The sequence below is a fragment of the Stenotrophomonas indicatrix genome, assembly GCA_041545745.1.
GTDB lineage: Bacteria > Pseudomonadota > Gammaproteobacteria > Xanthomonadales > Xanthomonadaceae > Stenotrophomonas > Stenotrophomonas indicatrix_A.
On the sequence record CP168152.1, the window covers coordinates 3,171,900 to 3,189,030 of the forward strand.

Genomic DNA, 17,131 nt, shown 5'->3' on the forward strand with positions numbered 1-17,131 from the left:
CTCAGCGGTAAGCGGCATCGGCGGCACGACGCTCGGCGATCTCGGATTCGAGACGGTCGCCCAGGGCCAGCAGCTGCGGCTTGGTAACGATGTTTTCGCCACGATTCTCGAAGTGATACTCGAGGATGTGGGTCTCGACGATCGAGTCCACCGGGCAGCTTTCCTCACAGAAGCCGCAGAAGATGCACTTGAACAGATCGATGTCGTAGCGCGTGGTACGGCGGGTGCCGTCCTCACGCTTGGCCGAATCGATGGTGATGGCCAATGCCGGGCACACCGCTTCGCACAGCTTGCAGGCGATGCAGCGCTCTTCACCGTTGGGATAACGGCGCAGGGCGTGCAGGCCACGGAAGCGCGGCGACTGCGGGAACTTCTCCATCGGGTACATCATCGTGTACTTCGGCTTGAAGCTGTACTTCAGCGTCAGCCAGAGACCGGCCAGCAGTTCGAGCAGCAGCAGGCTCTTGAAGTAATGGGTAATCCTGTTCATCACTTAGACGCCCTTTTGAATCACGCCGAAGAACACCATGACGGCGGTAACCGCGATCCAGAAAATGGTCAGCGGGATGAAGACCTTCCAGCCCAGGCGCATGATCTGGTCATAGCGGAAGCGCGGGAAGCTTGCACGGAACCAGATGTAGGCACTGGCGAAGAAGAAGACCTTGACGAACAGCCACGGCCAGCCGCCCTTCCAGATCCAGTCGATGAACGGCGAGATCTCGCCCGGGTTGACCCAGCCCTGAATCGGGCTCAGCCAGCCGCCGAGGAAGAAGATCGAGATCAGGAAGCTGATCAGGATCATGTTCGCGTATTCGGCCAGGAAGAACAGGGCGAACGCACCGCCAGAGTACTCGACCATGTGGCCAGCGACGATTTCCGACTCGCCTTCCACCACGTCGAACGGCGCGCGGTTGGTTTCGGCAACGCCGGACACCCAGTACACGATGAACAACGGGAACAGCGGGATCAGGAACCAGTCGAAGAAGCCGGAGCTGCCGGCCTGGGCCGCCACGATGTTGCTGAGGTTGAGGCTGCCCGAAGCGATCATCACGCCGACCAGGGCAAAGCCCATCGCGATTTCGTAGCTGATCATCTGTGCCGAGGCGCGCATGGCGCCAAGGAACGCGTACTTCGAGTTGGAGGCCCAACCAGCCAGGATCACGCCGTAGATGCCCAACGAGGTCATCGCCAGCAGGTACAGCAGACCGGCGTTGGCGTTGGACAGCACAACCTGGTTGTCGAACGGCACCACCGACCAGGCCGCAAAGGCCGGGGCCAGGGTGATCAGCGGCGCCAGCAGGAAGATCGCCTTGTTGGCGCTGCTGGGCTGCAGGACTTCCTTGAACAGCAGCTTGAAGACGTCGGCGAAGGCCTGGAAGATGCCCATGCCCACATACATCGGGCCGTGGCGGACGTGCATCCAGCCGATCAGCTTGCGTTCCCAGACCACGTAGAAGGCCACCGAGACGATCACCGGAACGGTGATCACCAGGATCTTCAGGATGATCCAGATCAGCGCGCCGATGTCACCGAGGCCAAGCAGCCACTGGTGCAGCGGATCGACCGCGTTAATCAGCAATTCGTTCATGCAGCCACCACCGAAACACGTGCGGCACCCAGCGGCGCGGTTGCGCCGTGGCCCGATTCGATCCAGACCGAACCCGCAGCGACGCGGGCATCGACCACCACCGGCAGGGTGGCCTTGCCGGCATCGGTGCCGACCTTGGCCATCTGCCCTTCCTGCAGCTGCAGGCGGGCGGCATCGTCAGCGTTGAGCACGATGCGCGGGGCGTTGTTGAGCGGATGCGACTGCAGCGCCGGGGCGCGACGGACCACCGCATCGGTGCGGTAGATCGCAGCGGTCGAGGCCACTTCCATGCCCTCGCCCGCCAGCACCGGCTGTGCCGACGCGGACACCTGCACGGTCACCGGTACCAGGCTGGCGCGCAGGCCGGCCAGATCGATGAACTCGAAGCCGGCCACGGCCAGCTCACCGCCGAGCGCACGCAGCACGCGCCAGCCTTCACGCGCCTCGCCCGGCAGCTTGCCGCCGGCACGAGCCGACTGCTCGCGACCATCGAGGTTGGTCAGGGTGGCATCGATTTCCGGCAGCGCACCGATCGGCAGGATCACGTCGGCAACGTCGCGGGTCGAGGCGCAGGCGAACTGGCTGAAGGCCACCACCTGCGCGCCGAGCAGCGCCTTGCGCGCGGCCGGAGCGTCGGCGAAGTCCAGGCCCGGTTCCAGGCCGTAGACCACGTAGGCCCTGCGCGGATCGGCCAGCATCGCGGCGACATCCTTGCCGGCCGGCAGCACGCCGGCGCGGGTCAGGCCGATCGCGTTGGCACCCTGCGGGATACGGCACAGCTTGGCACCGGTGGCGGCGGCGAAATCACGCGCAGCGGCGCGGATCGCGGCAGCCTGCGGATGGTTCTCGGCGATGCCACCGACGATCAGCACGGTGTTGGTACCGCCCTGCACCGCCGAACGCAGCTCGGTGTTGGCCAGCGCATCGGCGAACTTCGACGGCGCCACGATCTGCTTGCCGGCAACGCTGAACGCGAAGTCGAAGTCGACCGGGTTGACGACGTGGATCTTCGCGCCGTTGGTCGTCTGCGCCTTGCGCAGCCGGGCGTGCAGCAGCGGCAGTTCGTGGCGGATGTTGCTGCCCAGAACGACGATGCGGTCGGCGCCTTCGATCTCGGCCAGCGGCAGGCCGAACACTTCGGCGGTGGCGGCGTCGGAGAAGTCGCGGTTGTTGATGCGGTGGTCGATGTTGGCCGAACCCAGGCCCGTGGCCAGACGGGCCAGCAGTGCACCCTCTTCGTTCGACGTCGACGGGTGCACCAGCACGCCCAGGTTGTCGCCCTGGTTGGCCTTGAGGATCTCGGCGGCCGCGGCCAGGCCTTCAGCCCAGCTCACTTCCTTCCACTCACCATTGACCTTGCGCAGCGGCTTGACCGCACGGTCTTCGCTGTACAGGCCCTGGTGCGAATAACGGTCACGATCGGACAGCCAGCACTCGTTGACCGACTCGTTGTCGCGCGGCACGGTACGCAGCACTTCGCCGCGACGCACGTGCAGGAACAGGTTCGAGCCCATCGCGTCGTGGTAGCCCAGCGATTCGCGCGCGGTCAGTTCCCACGGACGGGCGCGGAACTGGAACACCTTGTTGGTCAGCGCGCCGACCGGGCACACGTCGACCACATTGCCCGAAAGCTCGGTGGTCAGCGGCTTGCCGTCGTAGGTGCCGATCTGCAGGTTTTCGCCGCGGTACATGCCACCCAGTTCGTAGGTACCGGCGACGTCGGCGGTGAAGCGGACGCAGCGGGTGCACTGGATGCAGCGGGTCATCTCGGTGGCGACCAGCGGCCCCATGTCCTCGTCGGCCACCACGCGCTTGCGCTCGTTGAAGCGGCTGACCGAACGGCCGTAACCCAGCGACACGTCCTGCAGTTCGCACTCGCCGCCCTGATCGCAGATCGGGCAATCCAGCGGGTGGTTGATCAGCAGGAACTCCATCACCGAGCGCTGGAACTTCAGCGCCTTTTCACTGCGGGTGGCGACCTTCATGCCATCCATCACCGGCGTGGCACAGGCCGGCGCCGGCTTCGGCGACTTTTCCACGTCGACCAGGCACATGCGGCAGTTGGCAGCGATCGGCAGCTTCTCGTGGTAGCAGAAGCGCGGAATCGAAATACCCGCCTTGTCGGCGGCCTGGATGATCATCGAACCCTTGGGCACGACCAGCGACCGGCCATCGATCTCGATGGTGACGTGGTCCGGTGGCACGCTGGGGATCACTCCAGGATTATTGGGTTGCGCGCTCATGCAGCGGCTGCCTCCACCTTCTTGCCGTCAACCATCGAATGACCGTTGACGATGTAGTACTCGAATTCGTCCCAGAACTGGCGCAGGAAGCCCTGGATGGGCCACGCCGCCGCTTCGCCGAACGCACAGATGGTGTGACCTTCGATCTGACCGGCCACGGTCTTCAACTGGTGCAGGTCTTCCATCGTGGCCTTGCCGGCAACGATGCGCTCCAGCACGCGGTGCATCCAGCCGGTACCTTCGCGGCACGGGGTGCACTGACCACAGGATTCCTTGTGGAAGAACTGGCTGATGCGGCAAGCGAACTTGACGCAGCAGACGCTGTCATCCAGCACCACGACCGCGCCGGAACCCAGGCCGGAGCCCAGCGCACGGATGGTGTCGTAGTCCATCGGCAGGCCCTTCAGCTCGGCCGCGGTCAGCACCGGCATGGACACGCCGCCCGGGATCGCGCCCTTGAGCTTGCGGCCCGGCTTGAGGCCGCCAGCCATTTCCAGCAGGTCGTCGAAGGTGGTACCGAGCGGCACTTCGAAATTGCCGCCCTTCTGCACGCAGCCGGACACCGAGAAGCACTTCGGGCCGCCATTGGCGGTCAGGCTCAGGCCCTTGAACCACTCGGGACCATTGCGGATGATCGCCGGCACCGAACCATAGGTTTCGGTGTTGTTGATCGTCGACGGCTTGCCGTACAGGCCGAAGTTGGCCGGGAACGGCGGCTTGTAGCGCGGCTGGCCCTTCTTGCCTTCCAGCGATTCCATCAGCGCGGTTTCTTCGCCGCAGATGTAGGCGCCGGCGCCGAGAGCGCCGTAGATATCGATATCCACGCCGGTGCCCATCACGTTCTTGCCCAGCCAGCCGTTTGCATAGGCATCGGCCAGGGCCTGTTCGAAGTGCTCGAACGGCTCATGATGGAACTCACCGCGCAGGTAGTTGTAACCCACGGTCGAACCGGTGGCGTAGCAGGCGATCGCCATGCCTTCGATCACCGAATGCGGGTTGTAACGCAGGATGTCGCGATCCTTGCAGGTGCCCGGCTCGGATTCATCCGAGTTGCAGAGGATGTACTTCTGCACGTTGCCCTTGGGCATGAAGGACCACTTCAGGCCGGTCGGGAAACCGGCGCCGCCGCGGCCGCGCAGGCCCGAGGCCTTGACCATCTCGATGACCTGCTCCGGCGGGATCTTCTCTTCGAGGATCTTGCGCAGGGCGGCATAGCCACCGGTCTTCAGATAGCTTTCGTACGACCACGGGGTGTCGTAATGCAGGGTGGTGTAGACCACCTGGTGCGGCAGCGGCGCGGGGCCGACCGGACCCTTGGATTCGTGGTGATGTGCCATGCCCTTACTCCAGCCCGTCCAGAAGCTCGTCGACCTTTTCCAGGGTCAGACGCTCATGGTAGTGACCATTGATGACCATCATCGGTGCACCCGCGCAGCCGGCCAGGCACTCTTCCTCGCGCTTGAGGTAGACGCGGCCGTCAGCGGTCGACTGACCGTTCTTGATGCCCAGCTTCTTCTCGCAATGGCGCACGATGTCTTCGGCGCCATTGAGCCAGCAGCTGATGTTCGTGCAGATGGCCACGTTGTTGCGGCCCACCTTCTCGGTCTCGAACATCGAGTAGAAGCTGGCAACCTCGTAGGCCCACACCGGCGGCAGGTCCAGGTACTTGGCCACGCCGGCGATCAGCTCGTCGGTCAGCCAGCCCTGGTTCTGCTCCTGGGCAGCATGCAGACCCTGCAGCACGGCAGAGCGCTTGCGGTCCGGCGGGAACTTGGACAGCCAGTGATCGATGTGAGCGCGGGTTTTGTCGCTCAACACCACCATCGGGTCGACGTCGCGCGCCGCCTCGAAATTACCTGTCGCCTTCATCGGCCGACCTCAGCGAAATGCATAACGTGAAATTGCAGAAACTGCGGCGCCGGCTTGCGCCGGCTGCCTGCAGCGGGCGTTGGCGTGGCGGACGGCATTACCGGTCAACCTCGCCGAACACCAGATCGTAGGTACCGATCATCGCCACCACGTCGGCCAGCATGTGGCCGCGCACGATCGAATCGATCGAGGACAGGTGGGCGAAGCCCGGCGCACGGAGGTGTACGCGGAACGGCTTGTTGGCGCCGTCGGAAACCAGGTAGCAGCCGAATTCGCCCTTGGGCGCTTCAACCGCGGCGTAGGTCTCGCCGGCCGGCACGCAATAGCCTTCACTGAACAGCTTGAAGTGATGGATCAGCGCTTCCATGTCGTCCTTCATGTCCTCGCGGCTTGGCGGCGCGACCTTGAAGTTCTTGACCATGACCGGGCCGGGGTTGGCCTTCAGCCACGCCACGCATTGCTTGATGATGCGGTTGGACTCGCGCATTTCGGCCACGCGGCACAGGTAGCGATCGTAGCAATCGCCTTCCTTGCCCAGCGGGATATCGAAATCGACGGCATCGTACTTGGCGTACGGACGCTTCTTGCGCAGATCCCATGCGACGCCAGAACCACGCAGCATCACGCCGGTCATGCCCCACTGGTGGGCCTGCTCCGGCGTGACCACGCCGATGCCAACGGTACGCTGCTTCCAGATACGGTTGTCGGTCAGCAGGGTCTCGTATTCGTCGACACGGCCCGGGAATTCATTGGTGAAGTTTTCCAGGAAGTCCAGCAGCGAACCTTCGCGCGAGGCGTTGAGGTTCTTCAGGGCCTTGCCCTTGTGCCAGCGCGATTCCTTGTACTTCGGCATGTGGTCCGGCAGATCGCGGTAAACGCCGCCCGGACGGTAGTACGCCGCGTGCATGCGCGCGCCGGAGACCGCTTCGTAGCAGTCCATCAGCTCTTCGCGCTCGCGGAAGGCGTACAGCATCACTGCCATCGCACCCAGGTCGAGTGCGTTGGAACCCAGCCACATCAGGTGGTTCAGGATGCGGGTGATCTCGTCGAACATCGTGCGGATGTACTGCGCGCGCTCCGGCGCTTCGATGCCCATCAGGGTCTCGATCGAGCGCACGTAGGCGTGCTCGTTGCACATCATCGACACGTAATCCAGGCGATCCATATAGCCGATCGACTGGTTGAAGGGCTTGGACTCGGCCAGCTTCTCGGTGCCCCGATGCAGCAGACCCACGTGCGGGTCGGCACGCATGATGGTCTCGCCGTCCATCTCCAGGATCAGGCGCAGCACACCATGCGCGGCCGGATGCTGCGGGCCGAAGTTCATGGTGTAGTTGCGGATTTCCTGCCGGCTTTCGGCAGCATTGCTGGCGAGTGCTTCGCCGGCCTGGTGTACGTGACTCACTTCACTGCCTCCTGCGAACGCTCGCCGGCAGCGGTCTGCAGGCGGGCGTCGTCGCGGATCACGCGCGGCACGCCGACACGCGGCTCCACCGAGGTGACCGGTTCGTAGATGACGCGCTTCTTTTCTTCGTCGTAGCGGACTTCGACGTTGCCGATCAGCGGGAAGTCCTTGCGGAACGGATGGCCGACGAAACCGTAGTCGGTCAGGATCCGGCGCAGGTCCGGGTGACCCTCGAAGATCACGCCATACAGGTCGAACGCTTCGCGCTCGAACCAGTTCAGGCCCGGCCAGATGCTGGTCAGCGAGGACACCACCGGCAGCGCTTCGTCAGGCGCGAAGCAGCGCAGGTGCAACATCAGATTGTGCCGGTACGAACGCAGCTGTGCGACCACGGCAAAGCGCTGGGTCGGCATGTGCTGCGGGCGGGCGCCGTCGGCGCTCTCTTCGCTGGGGAATTCGCCCCAGGCAAATCGGCCCTGGGCCTTGCCTTCGACACCGCGGCTGAAGCCCTGCGAGGACACGTCGGCGGTGTCCCACTCATCGGAGCCATAACCGAGGTAATCGACGCCGCAGAGGTCCACGGCCTGTTCGAAACCAAACTCGTCACGCAGCGCGAGAGCGGTGGCGTGCCACTCAGCGGCAGGCACTTCCAGCGTCACTTCGCCGCGGGGTTCGACCACGATGACCTTCGCACCTGCGAAACGTGCGGAGAGTCGGTCGATGAAGGATGCTTGCTCTGCCATGGGGGCTTGGCGCGCTCTTGTCAGGTGAAGGGGTCAGCGGGCGATGGTCTGTGTACGCCAGATCTTCTTCTGCAGCTGCAGGATCCCGTACACCAGCGCCTCGGCGGTCGGCGGGCAGCCCGGGACATAGATGTCCACCGGCACCACGCGATCACAGCCGCGCACCACAGAATAGGAATAGTGGTAGTAACCACCGCCGTTGGCGCAGCTGCCCATGGAGATCACCCACTTGGGGTCGGGCATCTGGTCATAGACCTTGCGCAGCGCCGGGGCCATCTTGTTGACCAGGGTGCCGGCGACGATCATCACGTCGGACTGACGCGGCGACGGGCGGAACACCACACCGTAACGGTCAAGATCCAGGCGCGCCGCACCTGCGTGCATCATTTCGACCGCACAGCAGGCCAGACCGAAGGTCATGGGCCACATCGAGCCGGTGCGCGCCCAGTTCAGCAAGGCATCGACGCTGGTGGTGACAAAGCCCTTTTCCAACAGGGGGTTGTCGCCTTCCGGCCGCAGGATGTCATCAACCCGCCCTTCCGGGACAGGATTGGTCATCAGGCCATCGAGAGTCTGAATCACTCCCATTCCAGCGCTCCCTTCTTCCAGACATAAATGAAACCGAGGAACAGCATGCCGACGAACAGACCCATGGTGACGAGCGAACGCGCGCCAAGCTCCATGAAGACCTGCGTCCACGGCACGATGAAGATGATTTCCAGGTCGAAGACGATGAACTGGATCGCGATCAGGTAGTAGCGCACGTCGAACTTCATACGTGCGTCTTCGAAGGCTTCGAAGCCGCACTCGTACGGCGACAGCTTTTCCAGATCGGGGCGGCGGGGACCGAGGAATCGACCAACCAGCATCAGCGTAATGCCGATACCGGTGGCAACGATCAGAAACAGCAGAGACGGCAAATATTCGGCCAGCACAGCGATTCTCTCTTGCCTCTGCCGCTGCGCCTGCAGGCGCTTTGGCATGGGGGAGTGGACGGGAATCTACCTGGCGCCTTGCGCGCCAGACGAACCCGCTTTACTTACTAAATGGTGCCCAAGAGGGGACTCGAACCCCTACGACCTAAGTCGCTACCACCTCAAGGTAGTGCGTCTACCAATTCCGCCACCTGGGCAAACGATCACATCAGACTATCTTCCCGATGCGCCGCGTATTGTAACCGGCTTCAGTCTTTCTGGGAGCCTTCCGAAGGCTTTTCTTCACCAGAAACCGAAGATTCCGCCTGAGCCGGCACAGTTGCGGCCGGAACCGGGGCGACCGGGACCGCATCGGCCTTCGGAACAGCCGGCAATTCGCCCGCCGGAGCGGCCGGAGCACTGGCCGCCGGGGCAGACATCAGACCCAGATCCTGCTCGGCGGCCGGGCGGTTGCCATGGCCGGCATACCAGGCCATGAAGAGGCTGATGCCGAAGAACACCACGGCCAGCCACTTGGTCGACTTGGACAGGAAGTTGGACGCGCCACGCGCACCGAACACGGTCCCCGAGGCGCCAGCGCCAAAGCCCGAACCTGCCGCCGCACCCGAGCCACGCTGCATCAGGATCAGCGCGACCATGGCTACGGCAACCAGCACGTAGACGACATTGAGGATCAACATCAGCATTGGAAATCCGCCCTCGGACTAGAGTGCCGGCGGCTAGCCGGCAACCGTAACTAATTGTTTGCCGCCGCCTCTGCGATGGCCAGGAAGTCGGCGGCCACCAGGGAGGCACCACCAACCAGCCCACCATCGACATCCGGCTGCGCGAACAGTTCCCCGGCATTGTCGGGCTTCACGCTACCGCCGTAAACAATGGGCAGTGAATCAGCAATTCTAGCATCGATGCGCGCGACTTCGCCACGAATGAACGCGTGCACCTGCTGCGCCTGCTCCTTGGTTGCGGTACGGCCGGTGCCGATCGCCCAGACCGGCTCGTACGCGACCACGGCATTGGCAAAGCCCTCCGCCCCGACAAGCTCCAGCACCGGGGCCAGCTGGCTGGCGATGACCGACTCGGTCTGCCCGGCCTCGCGCTGCTCAAGGGTTTCACCGACGCACAGCACCGGCACCAGGCCGGCGTGCAGGGCAGCAGCGAACTTGCGTGCGACCAGCTCACTGCTTTCGTTGTGGTACTGACGGCGCTCGGAGTGGCCGACCAGGCCATAGCGGGCACCGACCTCGTGCAGCATGGCTGCACACACTTCGCCGGTGTAGGCGCCCTTCTCATTACTGCTGACGTCCTGCGCCCCAAAGGCCAGGCCGGTCCCGCCGAAGTCTTCGACCAGCTCACCCAGGTAGGGCATCGGCGGCAGGATCACCACCTCCACCCCGCTCTTGGGCAGCCCGGCAGCGACCTGCCCCAGCAGCTCGGTGGCGAATTGACGGCTGCCGTGCAGCTTCCAGTTTCCAGCGACGATCTTGCGGCGCATGAGCGGGTGGCTCCTGTGTGAACTCAGCCGCCCATGATACCTGCTGCGGCAAAAAACCGTTTCTTTGTAAGCGGTTACATGGGTTTTCAGCGAACGGCGCAGCCCCTCGTGGCGGGTTTTTTTTTGGGGGGGGGGGCGCGGAAAGCTCCGGCTGGGTTCGTGGGTTGGCCGGACGGGTGGGACTGCGCCGGGGGCGCTGCAAGTACGTCCCTGTAAGCTCGGGCGCCGCATCCATGCGGCTCACGCCCCTGCGCAGCCCCACCCGCCCGGCTCATGACACATTGCGGCGGTTCCGCCCGCCACGGAAAGAAAAAGAAGAGCAAAAGCAAAGCGAAAGCAGAGCTTCACCCCCTCCCCTGCTTCGAGATCTGACAGATCCCATCCACGCATGGCGTGGATAGATCGTGTCGACCAAGGTCGACACCTACCAACAGCCGCGGGAAATTGTCGGGGGTGGGGCGGTGTGGGCTGGCAGGACCGTTGGCGCCATGGATGGCGCCATCGAGCCCCCAGGGATGGGTTTACGGCGTGTCCTGCCAGCCCACACCGCCCCGCCCACCCCACAGAAACCCAGAGCCGCTTTGGCTTTTGCTTTGGCCTGTGCGGGTGCAGGGTGCACCCCCTGCTGAACACCCTCCGCTGCGCTCGCCGGGCATGGCCCGGCGCTGCCCGTAATGAGAAGGCCGCCTTTCGGCGGCCTTCTCATTACTTCAGCTTGATCTCGCGCAGGCGCTCTTCAAGGAAGCCGTGCGCGGTGATCGGTTCCGGGTACCGGCTCGGGTTCTCCTCGCTGATGCACGAGGGCAGCACGTCGATCAGGAAGTCCGGGTTCGGGTGCAGGAAGAACGGCACCGAATAGCGCGGCTGGCGGGCCAGCTCGCCCGGGGGATTGACCACCCGGTGGATGGTCGACGGATACACATGGTTGGTCAGGCGCTGCAGCATGTCGCCGATGTTGACCACGATGGTGTCAGCGTCCGAGGTGAACGGCACCCAGTCCCCATCATGCGACTGTACTTCCAGGCCTGCCGCGCTGGCACCAACCAGCAGCGTGATGAAGTTGATGTCGCCATGCGCACCGGCACGCACGTTCGGGATGTCGTCGGTGGTGATCGGCGGGTAATGGATCGGGCGCAGGATCGAATTGCCGAAATTGGTCTTGTCGGCGAAGAAGTGCTCCGGCAGGCCGATGTGCAGGGCCAGGGCCGAAAGCACGCGCGAACCCAGGTTGTCCAACGCCTGGTACAGGCCGTAACCGCGCTCACGGAAGCCCTCGACCTCGGACGGCCACAGGTTCGGCGCCATCACGTCCCGGTACTTGGAGTCGTCAGCGATCTCGCGGCCGATGTGCCAGAACTCCTTCAGATCGAAGTGCTTGGAGCCCTTGGCGGTCTCCACGCCGAACGGGGTATAGCCACGGGCGCCGCCGCTGCCAGCCACGTGATACTTGCGCTTGGTCTCATCCGGCAGTGCGAAGAAGGCCTTGAAGACGTCGTAGGCCGCATCGATGTCGGCCTGCGGGATGCCGTGGTTGCGGATGCCGGCAAACCCCCATTGGCGATACGCCGCACCCAGTTCAGCCACGAAGGCGTCGCGGTCACTGTCGAAACGGGTGATGTCGAGGGTGGGGATCTGGCTCACAGCGGTTCCTGGCTAGTCGTTGAGTCGGTACGGGCCGCCCGGGTGCTGGCAGCCGATCTGAACATTGTGACAGATAGATCAGGACACGCCACCGACACACTGAAACAAACCGATACAATGCGCCACCCGCGCGCGATTTAACGACTTCGTCACGCCGGGAAACGCCACCCGTTACCCATCCCAACCCGCCTTCTCCATGGACGCCGCCCTGCCCGACGCCACCGCCGCCGCTCTTCACGGCCCCGCCCGACGCTGGCGCAGGCTGGCCTGGTGGTCCCTGTTCATCGCGGCCAACGCGGTGCTTGCCGCGCTCATCGCGCTGGGCAACGTACCGCTGCGCGACAACCCCGGCGGGACACTCGGCCTGGCCTATCTGGCGATTGCCCTGCCCGGCCATCTGCTCGCGTTCGGCGCACTGGCCGGCCTGCCGCCGCTGGCCATCGGCCTGTGGCCGCGCAGCGCGCGCGCATTGAGTGTGTCGGCGGTGATCTGTCAGGGCCTGTGGCTGTGCCTGCTGCTGGTGGATGCCAAGGTGTTCGCGCTGTATCGCTTTCACCTGAACGCAATGGTTGCCAACATGGTGTTCGGCGGCGCCCTGCAGGACCAGGTGAGCCTGTCCTGGAAGACCTGGCTGCAGGCGGCTGCCATGGTGTCGGCGATCTTTGCCGCGCAGGGCCTGCTGGCCTGGGGGTGCTGGAAGCTGCTGCCCGCAGCACCGCGGCGGCGGCGGGTACTGCAGGCCTGGGCGGTGATTGCCCTGCTGATGGGCGGCGGCCAGGTCGCCACTGCCTACTACGACGCGCTCGGCGAACGCGCTGTGATCAGCCAGTGGAATTACCTGCCATGGGCGCAACCGATCACGGCCAAGAGCGCGATGCGCCGCTTCGGCGTGGTCAGCCAGCACCAGGCCGGACTGCCTGATCCGCGCCATGCCCAGCTCAACTATCCATTGCAGCCCCTGCGTTGCCAGAGTCACCAGCGGCCGAACGTCTTGATGGTGGTACTGGAATCGTTGCGCCATGACGTGCTTACCCCGCAGTTCATGCCCAACACATCGGCACTGGCCCGGTCCTCGCGGGTGTACGAGCATCATTTCAGCACCGGCAACGCCACCCGCTATGGCCTGTTCGGGCTGCTGTACGGCCTGCCGGGCGGCTACTGGCCCAGCATGCTCGACGAGCAGCGCGGCTCGCAGTTGTTCAAGGTACTGGGGCAGCAGGGCTATGACCTGCATCTGTATGGCAGCGCACCGCTGTACAGCCCGGAGTTCGATCGCACGGCGTTCGCCGATGTCCGCGAGCAGCTGCACCAGGGTCCGTCCGAACTGACTTCCGACGGCCGTGATACCGCCATCGTCGCTGGACTGCAGAAGGACATCCGCGCCAGCCAGGCTGCGCAGCGCCCGTGGTTCGGTTTCGTGTTCCTCGATTCCACCCACGCGCCCTACCACATGCCGGCCGGCTATCCGCCGCTCGCCACGCCGATGGCCGATGCCATCGATTTTCTCAAGTTCGGCCCCGAGCACGATCCAACGCCGGAGTTGAACCGTTATCACACCGCAGTGCATTACGCCGACAGCCTGATCGGATCGCTGCTGGAGGATCTGCGTGCACAGGGGCTGGACCAGGACACGATCGTGCTGGTGACCGGTGACCACGCCGAGGAATTCAACGACCTCAAGCTCAACTACTGGGGCCACAACGGCAACTTCTCCAACTACCAGTTGCAGGTGCCCTTCGTGCTGCATTGGCCCGGCCAGGGTGGCGGCCGCGACGCGCGGATCAGTTCGCATGAAGACTGGGTGCCGACGCTGATGCGCCACGGGCTGGGCTGCGAGAACGCATTGACCGACTACAGCACCGGCCATGACCTGCTGGCTGCACCGACCGGCAAGCGTGCGCTGGTGGTGGAAAGCTGGTCGCAGCGCGCGGTGCGCAATGGCGAGGCGATCTACGTGTTCGACAAGTTCGGCAACGCTACCGCGCTCGATGCGCGCTACCGCCCCCTGCCGCAACAGACCCCTGACGCTGCCAGCATCCGCGCGGCATGGGAAGCGCTGACGCGCTTCCGCAACCGCTGAATCCAAGGACTGATCCACCATGAACCGCCCGCTGCGCATCCTGCATACCGAAGCCGCCAAAGGCATGGGTGGGCAGGAGATCTACATTTTCCGCCACATGCAGGTGATGCGCGCGCGCGGCCATGATGTCGCCCTGCTGTGCCAGCCGGACGCGCGCCTGGCCACCCGCGCGCGCGACGATGGCTTCACTGTCCATACGCTGCGCATGGGCGGCATGGCCCGGCTGCTGCGCGGCATCTGGTCGGTATCACGGCTGGTCCGCCGCGAGCGCTACGACGTGGTCAACACCACCAGCCGTCGCGATGCACTGATCGCCGCTGCGGGTGCACGTCTGGGCCGCACGCCGCTGGTGGTGCGCTCGCGCCACCTGATGAGCCCGGTGAATTCGCTGCTGACCTACACCGGCCTGCCCCACCGGGTCATCACGGTAAGCAACTTCGTCAAGCAACTGCTGGCGGACAGCGGGATTCCCGCCGACCACATCGGCATCGTGCCGCCGATGGCGGTTTCTCCAACTGGCATCGGCGCCGCGCAGGAGCCGTCCTGGCAGGCGCTGCAGGAGACGCGTGCACGCGTGCGCGCCGAGCTCGGATTCGACGAACAGGACATCGTGGTGGGCTGCGTGGCCGTGCTGCGCGAACCCAAGGGCCACGCCGAACTGCTGCAGGCCATGGTGCCGCTGTGCAAGGCCAACCCCCGCCTGCATCTGGTGGTAGTCGGCGATGGCCAGGCCGTGACGCAGCGCCTGCAGGCCACCTGCGCCGAACACGAGCTGCAGCGCCAGGTCCATCTGCTGGGCTTCCGCAGCGATGCCAGCCAGCTGATGCCAGGCTTCGACATCTTCGCTCTGGCCACACACAAGGAAGCATCGGGCACGGTGTTCCTGGAAGCGGCACAGGCGGGCCTGCCGATCGTGTCACACCGGGTCGGCGGCGTGCCTGAAATGCTGGTGGAAGGCAGCAATGCCATCCTCACCCGACTTGGCGACGGCGCTGCCCTGACCGGCGCGCTGCGGCTGCTGGTGGACGATCCCGAACGCCGCCGGCAGATGGGTCGTTCCGGCTGGGAGTGGATCTGCAGCGCAAAGCGTTTCAGCCCCGAAGGCCACGCTGAAGCCACCGAACACTACTACCACCAATGGATGAAGGAGCTGGGTCATGGCTAATGCCAGAACCGTACCGGTGCTGATGCATCATCATGTCAGCAACTCGCCCGGCATGATCACGGTGTCGCCGGAAAATTTCGAAAGCCAGATCGCCTGGCTGGCGCGCACCGGCTGGACTTCGTTGACGCTGGACCAGTACGCCGGTTTCCTGGCCGGCAAGCCGGTGCCGCGCAAGTCGATCGTGATCACCTTCGATGATGGCTACCTGGACAACTGGGTCTACGCCCATCCGATCCTGCAGAAGTACGGCATGCATGCGGTGGTGTTCGTGGTGACCGGCTGGATGCACGAGGGCCCGATGCGCCCGCATGCCGGCATCACCGGTGCCACGCTGCCGGAAACGCCCGAACATCGCGCCTGCGAAGACCTGATCTACAAGCAGGACCGCAGCGACGAAGTGATGATGCGGTGGAGCGAAGCACGTGCGGCCATTGAGGCCGGCACCTTCGAGATCCATTGCCATACCCACACCCACACGCGCTGGCTGCGCCGCCAGGACCTGGACCGCGCCCAGCGCCGTGCCGGCATCAGTGGCGACCTGTCGAAGGCCAGGGAAGTGCTGCTGGAGAAGCTGGGCGAAGTGTCGGACACGCTGTGCTGGCCGTACGGTGATTTCGACCAGGACTACATCGAAGTGGCACGTGAGCAGGGGTTCCGCTACCTGCATACCACCCATCCGTTCGGACGCAACGTGGTCGGCGGCGATCCCGAGCGCATCTACCGCTTCGCCATCCGCAACCGGCCGGCAAGCTGGCTGCGCAAGCGCATCGCGTGGAGTTACAACCCGCTGATCGCCCCACTGTTCAATGGCTTCAAGGCGCGGCAGAAGAAGATGGTGCCGGGGCCGTGACGGCGCTGCCAGCACTGGACTGACACAGCTTCGGCAAGGAAGCTCCAACAGAGTGGAAGGACTACAGGAAATGAACGTTCTGGTTACCGGCGGTGCGGGATTCATCGGCTCCCACACGTGCGTGGAACTGCAGCAGCAGGGCCATGCGGTGGTCATTGTCGATTCGCTCTGCAACAGCGACGCCGGGGTGATCGGCCGGATCGGCGACATCACCGGCATCACGCCGCCGTTCGTACAGGTCGACGTGCGCGACCGTGCGCGGATCGCGGCCCTGCTGCGCGAACATTCGATCGATGCGGTACTGCATTTTGCCGCGCTGAAATCGGTTGGTGAATCGCGGCAGATGCCGCTGGACTACTTCGACAACAACATCAGCGGCACCCTTGCCCTGCTCGGCGCCATGCGCGATGCCGGTGTAGGCATATTCGTGTTCAGCTCGTCGGCAACGGTGTACGGCGACCAGGACCATTGCCCGGTGGCCGAGACGGCCGCGACCTGCGCGATGACGCCCTATGGCCGTTCGAAGCTGGTGGTGGAGCAGCTGCTGTCCGATCTGGTCGGCGCCGATGCAACGCTGCATGTGGCGACGCTGCGCTACTTCAATCCGGTGGGGGCGCATTCAAGCGCCCTGATCGGCGAGCTGCCGCACGGAACGCCCAGCAACCTGATGCCCTACATCGCCCAGGTGGCCGCCGGCCTGCTGCCCGAAGTGCAGGTGTTCGGCGATGACTACCCGACCTGCGACGGTACCGGCGTACGCGACTACATCCATGTGGAAGATGTGGCGCGGGCCCATGTGCTGGCGCTGCAGTACCTGCGCGACAAGCGCCGCAGCATCACCCTGAACCTGGGCACCGGACAGGGCCACAGCGTGTTGGAACTGATCAAGGCCTTCGAGCAGACCGTCGGCCGGCCGATTCCCTTCCGCATCACTGGTCGCCGCAGCGGCGACATCGCGGTGAGTTTTGCCGACCCGTCCCTCGCCCTGCGCGAGCTGGGCTGGACCGCGCGCCATGGCCTGGCGGACATGTGCCGCGACACCTGGAAATGGCAGACGGAGATGACTCGCAGCGCCTGACGACTTGCCTGCGCCAGACAGCAACATGGCCGCACAGGCGGC

Annotated in this window: 16 protein-coding genes and 1 tRNA gene; 4 read left to right on the forward strand and 13 right to left on the reverse strand. The window is 64.6% G+C overall.

Annotated features, from left to right (window positions below; all coding sequences use genetic code 11):
- Position 1 precedes the first annotated feature (1 nt).
- The 13 genes from nuoI to ACEF39_RS14710 all read right to left on the reverse strand — a co-directional run bounded on the left by nuoI (position 2) and on the right by ACEF39_RS14710 (position 11,916).
- Complete coding sequence (gene nuoI / locus ACEF39_RS14650) at positions 2–490, reverse strand: NADH-quinone oxidoreductase subunit NuoI (RefSeq protein ID WP_005417924.1); 489 nt, start codon at positions 488–490, stop codon at positions 2–4.
- A 3-nt stretch (positions 491–493) separates the two neighbouring features.
- A complete protein-coding gene (gene nuoH, locus ACEF39_RS14655) occupies positions 494–1,588 on the reverse strand; it encodes an NADH-quinone oxidoreductase subunit NuoH (protein ID WP_500285569.1) in 1,095 nt (364 codons plus the stop codon).
- Complete coding sequence (gene nuoG / locus ACEF39_RS14660; RefSeq protein ID WP_500285570.1) at positions 1,585–3,831, reverse strand: NADH-quinone oxidoreductase subunit NuoG; 2,247 nt, start codon at positions 3,829–3,831, stop codon at positions 1,585–1,587. Before nuoG ends, nuoH begins: the two co-directional genes overlap by 4 nt.
- Complete coding sequence (nuoF, locus tag ACEF39_RS14665; protein ID WP_500285571.1) at positions 3,828–5,168, reverse strand: NADH-quinone oxidoreductase subunit NuoF; 1,341 nt, start codon at positions 5,166–5,168, stop codon at positions 3,828–3,830. The genes nuoG and nuoF overlap by 4 nt, the downstream gene beginning before the upstream one ends.
- 4 nt (positions 5,169–5,172) lie before the next feature.
- Positions 5,173–5,700, reverse strand: a complete 528-nt coding sequence (gene nuoE, locus ACEF39_RS14670; protein ID WP_025876204.1) for an NADH-quinone oxidoreductase subunit NuoE — start codon at positions 5,698–5,700, stop codon at positions 5,173–5,175.
- Positions 5,701–5,797: 97 nt separating this feature from the next.
- Positions 5,798–7,105: an NADH-quinone oxidoreductase subunit D gene (locus ACEF39_RS14675; RefSeq protein WP_500285572.1), complete on the reverse strand. Its 1,308-nt coding sequence runs from the start codon at positions 7,103–7,105 to the stop codon at positions 5,798–5,800.
- Positions 7,102–7,848 (reverse strand): NADH-quinone oxidoreductase subunit C, encoded by a 747-nt coding sequence (locus ACEF39_RS14680; protein WP_500285573.1) that lies wholly within the window; start codon positions 7,846–7,848, stop codon positions 7,102–7,104. Before ACEF39_RS14680 ends, ACEF39_RS14675 begins: the two co-directional genes overlap by 4 nt.
- Positions 7,849–7,881: 33 nt before the next feature.
- Entirely contained in the window at positions 7,882–8,436 is a 555-nt protein-coding gene (locus ACEF39_RS14685; RefSeq protein ID WP_089236302.1) for a NuoB/complex I 20 kDa subunit family protein, read from the reverse strand.
- A complete protein-coding gene (locus ACEF39_RS14690; protein ID WP_005414075.1) occupies positions 8,427–8,783 on the reverse strand; it encodes an NADH-quinone oxidoreductase subunit A in 357 nt (118 codons plus the stop codon). The genes ACEF39_RS14685 and ACEF39_RS14690 overlap by 10 nt, the downstream gene beginning before the upstream one ends.
- A 112-nt stretch (positions 8,784–8,895) precedes the next feature.
- Positions 8,896–8,980: transfer RNA gene (locus ACEF39_RS14695), tRNA-Leu, on the reverse strand.
- A 51-nt stretch (positions 8,981–9,031) separates the two neighbouring features.
- Positions 9,032–9,469 (reverse strand): preprotein translocase subunit SecG, encoded by a 438-nt coding sequence (secG, locus tag ACEF39_RS14700; protein ID WP_500285574.1) that lies wholly within the window; start codon positions 9,467–9,469, stop codon positions 9,032–9,034.
- Positions 9,470–9,519: 50 nt separating this feature from the next.
- Positions 9,520–10,275, reverse strand: a complete 756-nt coding sequence (gene tpiA, locus ACEF39_RS14705; protein ID WP_500285575.1) for a triose-phosphate isomerase — start codon at positions 10,273–10,275, stop codon at positions 9,520–9,522.
- 705 nt (positions 10,276–10,980) lie between these two features.
- Complete coding sequence (locus ACEF39_RS14710; protein WP_500285576.1) at positions 10,981–11,916, reverse strand: isopenicillin N synthase family dioxygenase; 936 nt, start codon at positions 11,914–11,916, stop codon at positions 10,981–10,983.
- A gap of 196 nt (positions 11,917–12,112) precedes the next feature.
- On the opposite strand from ACEF39_RS14710, the gene ACEF39_RS14715 reads away from it, so the two are divergent.
- The 4 genes from ACEF39_RS14715 (at position 12,113) to galE (ending at position 17,089) form a co-directional block, all read left to right on the forward strand.
- On the forward strand, positions 12,113–13,996 hold the full coding sequence (locus ACEF39_RS14715; RefSeq protein ID WP_500285577.1) for a DUF3413 domain-containing protein: 1,884 nt from the start codon (positions 12,113–12,115) through the stop codon (positions 13,994–13,996).
- Positions 13,997–14,015: 19 nt separating this feature from the next.
- On the forward strand, positions 14,016–15,161 hold the full coding sequence (locus ACEF39_RS14720; protein ID WP_500285578.1) for a glycosyltransferase family 4 protein: 1,146 nt from the start codon (positions 14,016–14,018) through the stop codon (positions 15,159–15,161).
- On the forward strand, positions 15,154–16,011 hold the full coding sequence (locus tag ACEF39_RS14725) for a polysaccharide deacetylase family protein (RefSeq protein WP_100461033.1): 858 nt from the start codon (positions 15,154–15,156) through the stop codon (positions 16,009–16,011). Before ACEF39_RS14720 ends, ACEF39_RS14725 begins: the two co-directional genes overlap by 8 nt.
- Positions 16,012–16,081: 70 nt before the next feature.
- Positions 16,082–17,089 (forward strand): UDP-glucose 4-epimerase GalE, encoded by a 1,008-nt coding sequence (gene galE / locus ACEF39_RS14730; RefSeq protein WP_500285579.1) that lies wholly within the window; start codon positions 16,082–16,084, stop codon positions 17,087–17,089.
- Positions 17,090–17,131: the final 42 nt, after the last annotated feature.

Coding starts and splice junctions, on each gene's coding strand:
- nuoG (WP_500285570.1), bottom strand. CDS start 3,831: ATGAGCGCGCAACCCAATAATCCTGGAGTGATCCCCAGCGTGCCACCG.
- nuoF (WP_500285571.1), bottom strand. CDS start 5,168: ATGGCACATCACCACGAATCCAAGGGTCCGGTCGGCCCCGCGCCGCTG.
- galE (WP_500285579.1), top strand. CDS start 16,082: ATGAACGTTCTGGTTACCGGCGGTGCGGGATTCATCGGCTCCCACACG.
- nuoI (WP_005417924.1), bottom strand. CDS start 490: ATGAACAGGATTACCCATTACTTCAAGAGCCTGCTGCTGCTCGAACTG.
- ACEF39_RS14685 (WP_089236302.1), bottom strand. CDS start 8,436: ATGGGAGTGATTCAGACTCTCGATGGCCTGATGACCAATCCTGTCCCG.
- ACEF39_RS14725 (WP_100461033.1), top strand. CDS start 15,154: ATGGCTAATGCCAGAACCGTACCGGTGCTGATGCATCATCATGTCAGC.
- ACEF39_RS14680 (WP_500285573.1), bottom strand. CDS start 7,848: ATGGCAGAGCAAGCATCCTTCATCGACCGACTCTCCGCACGTTTCGCA.
- ACEF39_RS14715 (WP_500285577.1), top strand. CDS start 12,113: ATGGACGCCGCCCTGCCCGACGCCACCGCCGCCGCTCTTCACGGCCCC.
- tpiA (WP_500285575.1), bottom strand. CDS start 10,275: ATGCGCCGCAAGATCGTCGCTGGAAACTGGAAGCTGCACGGCAGCCGT.
- nuoH (WP_500285569.1), bottom strand. CDS start 1,588: ATGAACGAATTGCTGATTAACGCGGTCGATCCGCTGCACCAGTGGCTG.
- ACEF39_RS14720 (WP_500285578.1), top strand. CDS start 14,016: ATGAACCGCCCGCTGCGCATCCTGCATACCGAAGCCGCCAAAGGCATG.
- nuoE (WP_025876204.1), bottom strand. CDS start 5,700: ATGAAGGCGACAGGTAATTTCGAGGCGGCGCGCGACGTCGACCCGATG.
- secG (WP_500285574.1), bottom strand. CDS start 9,469: ATGCTGATGTTGATCCTCAATGTCGTCTACGTGCTGGTTGCCGTAGCC.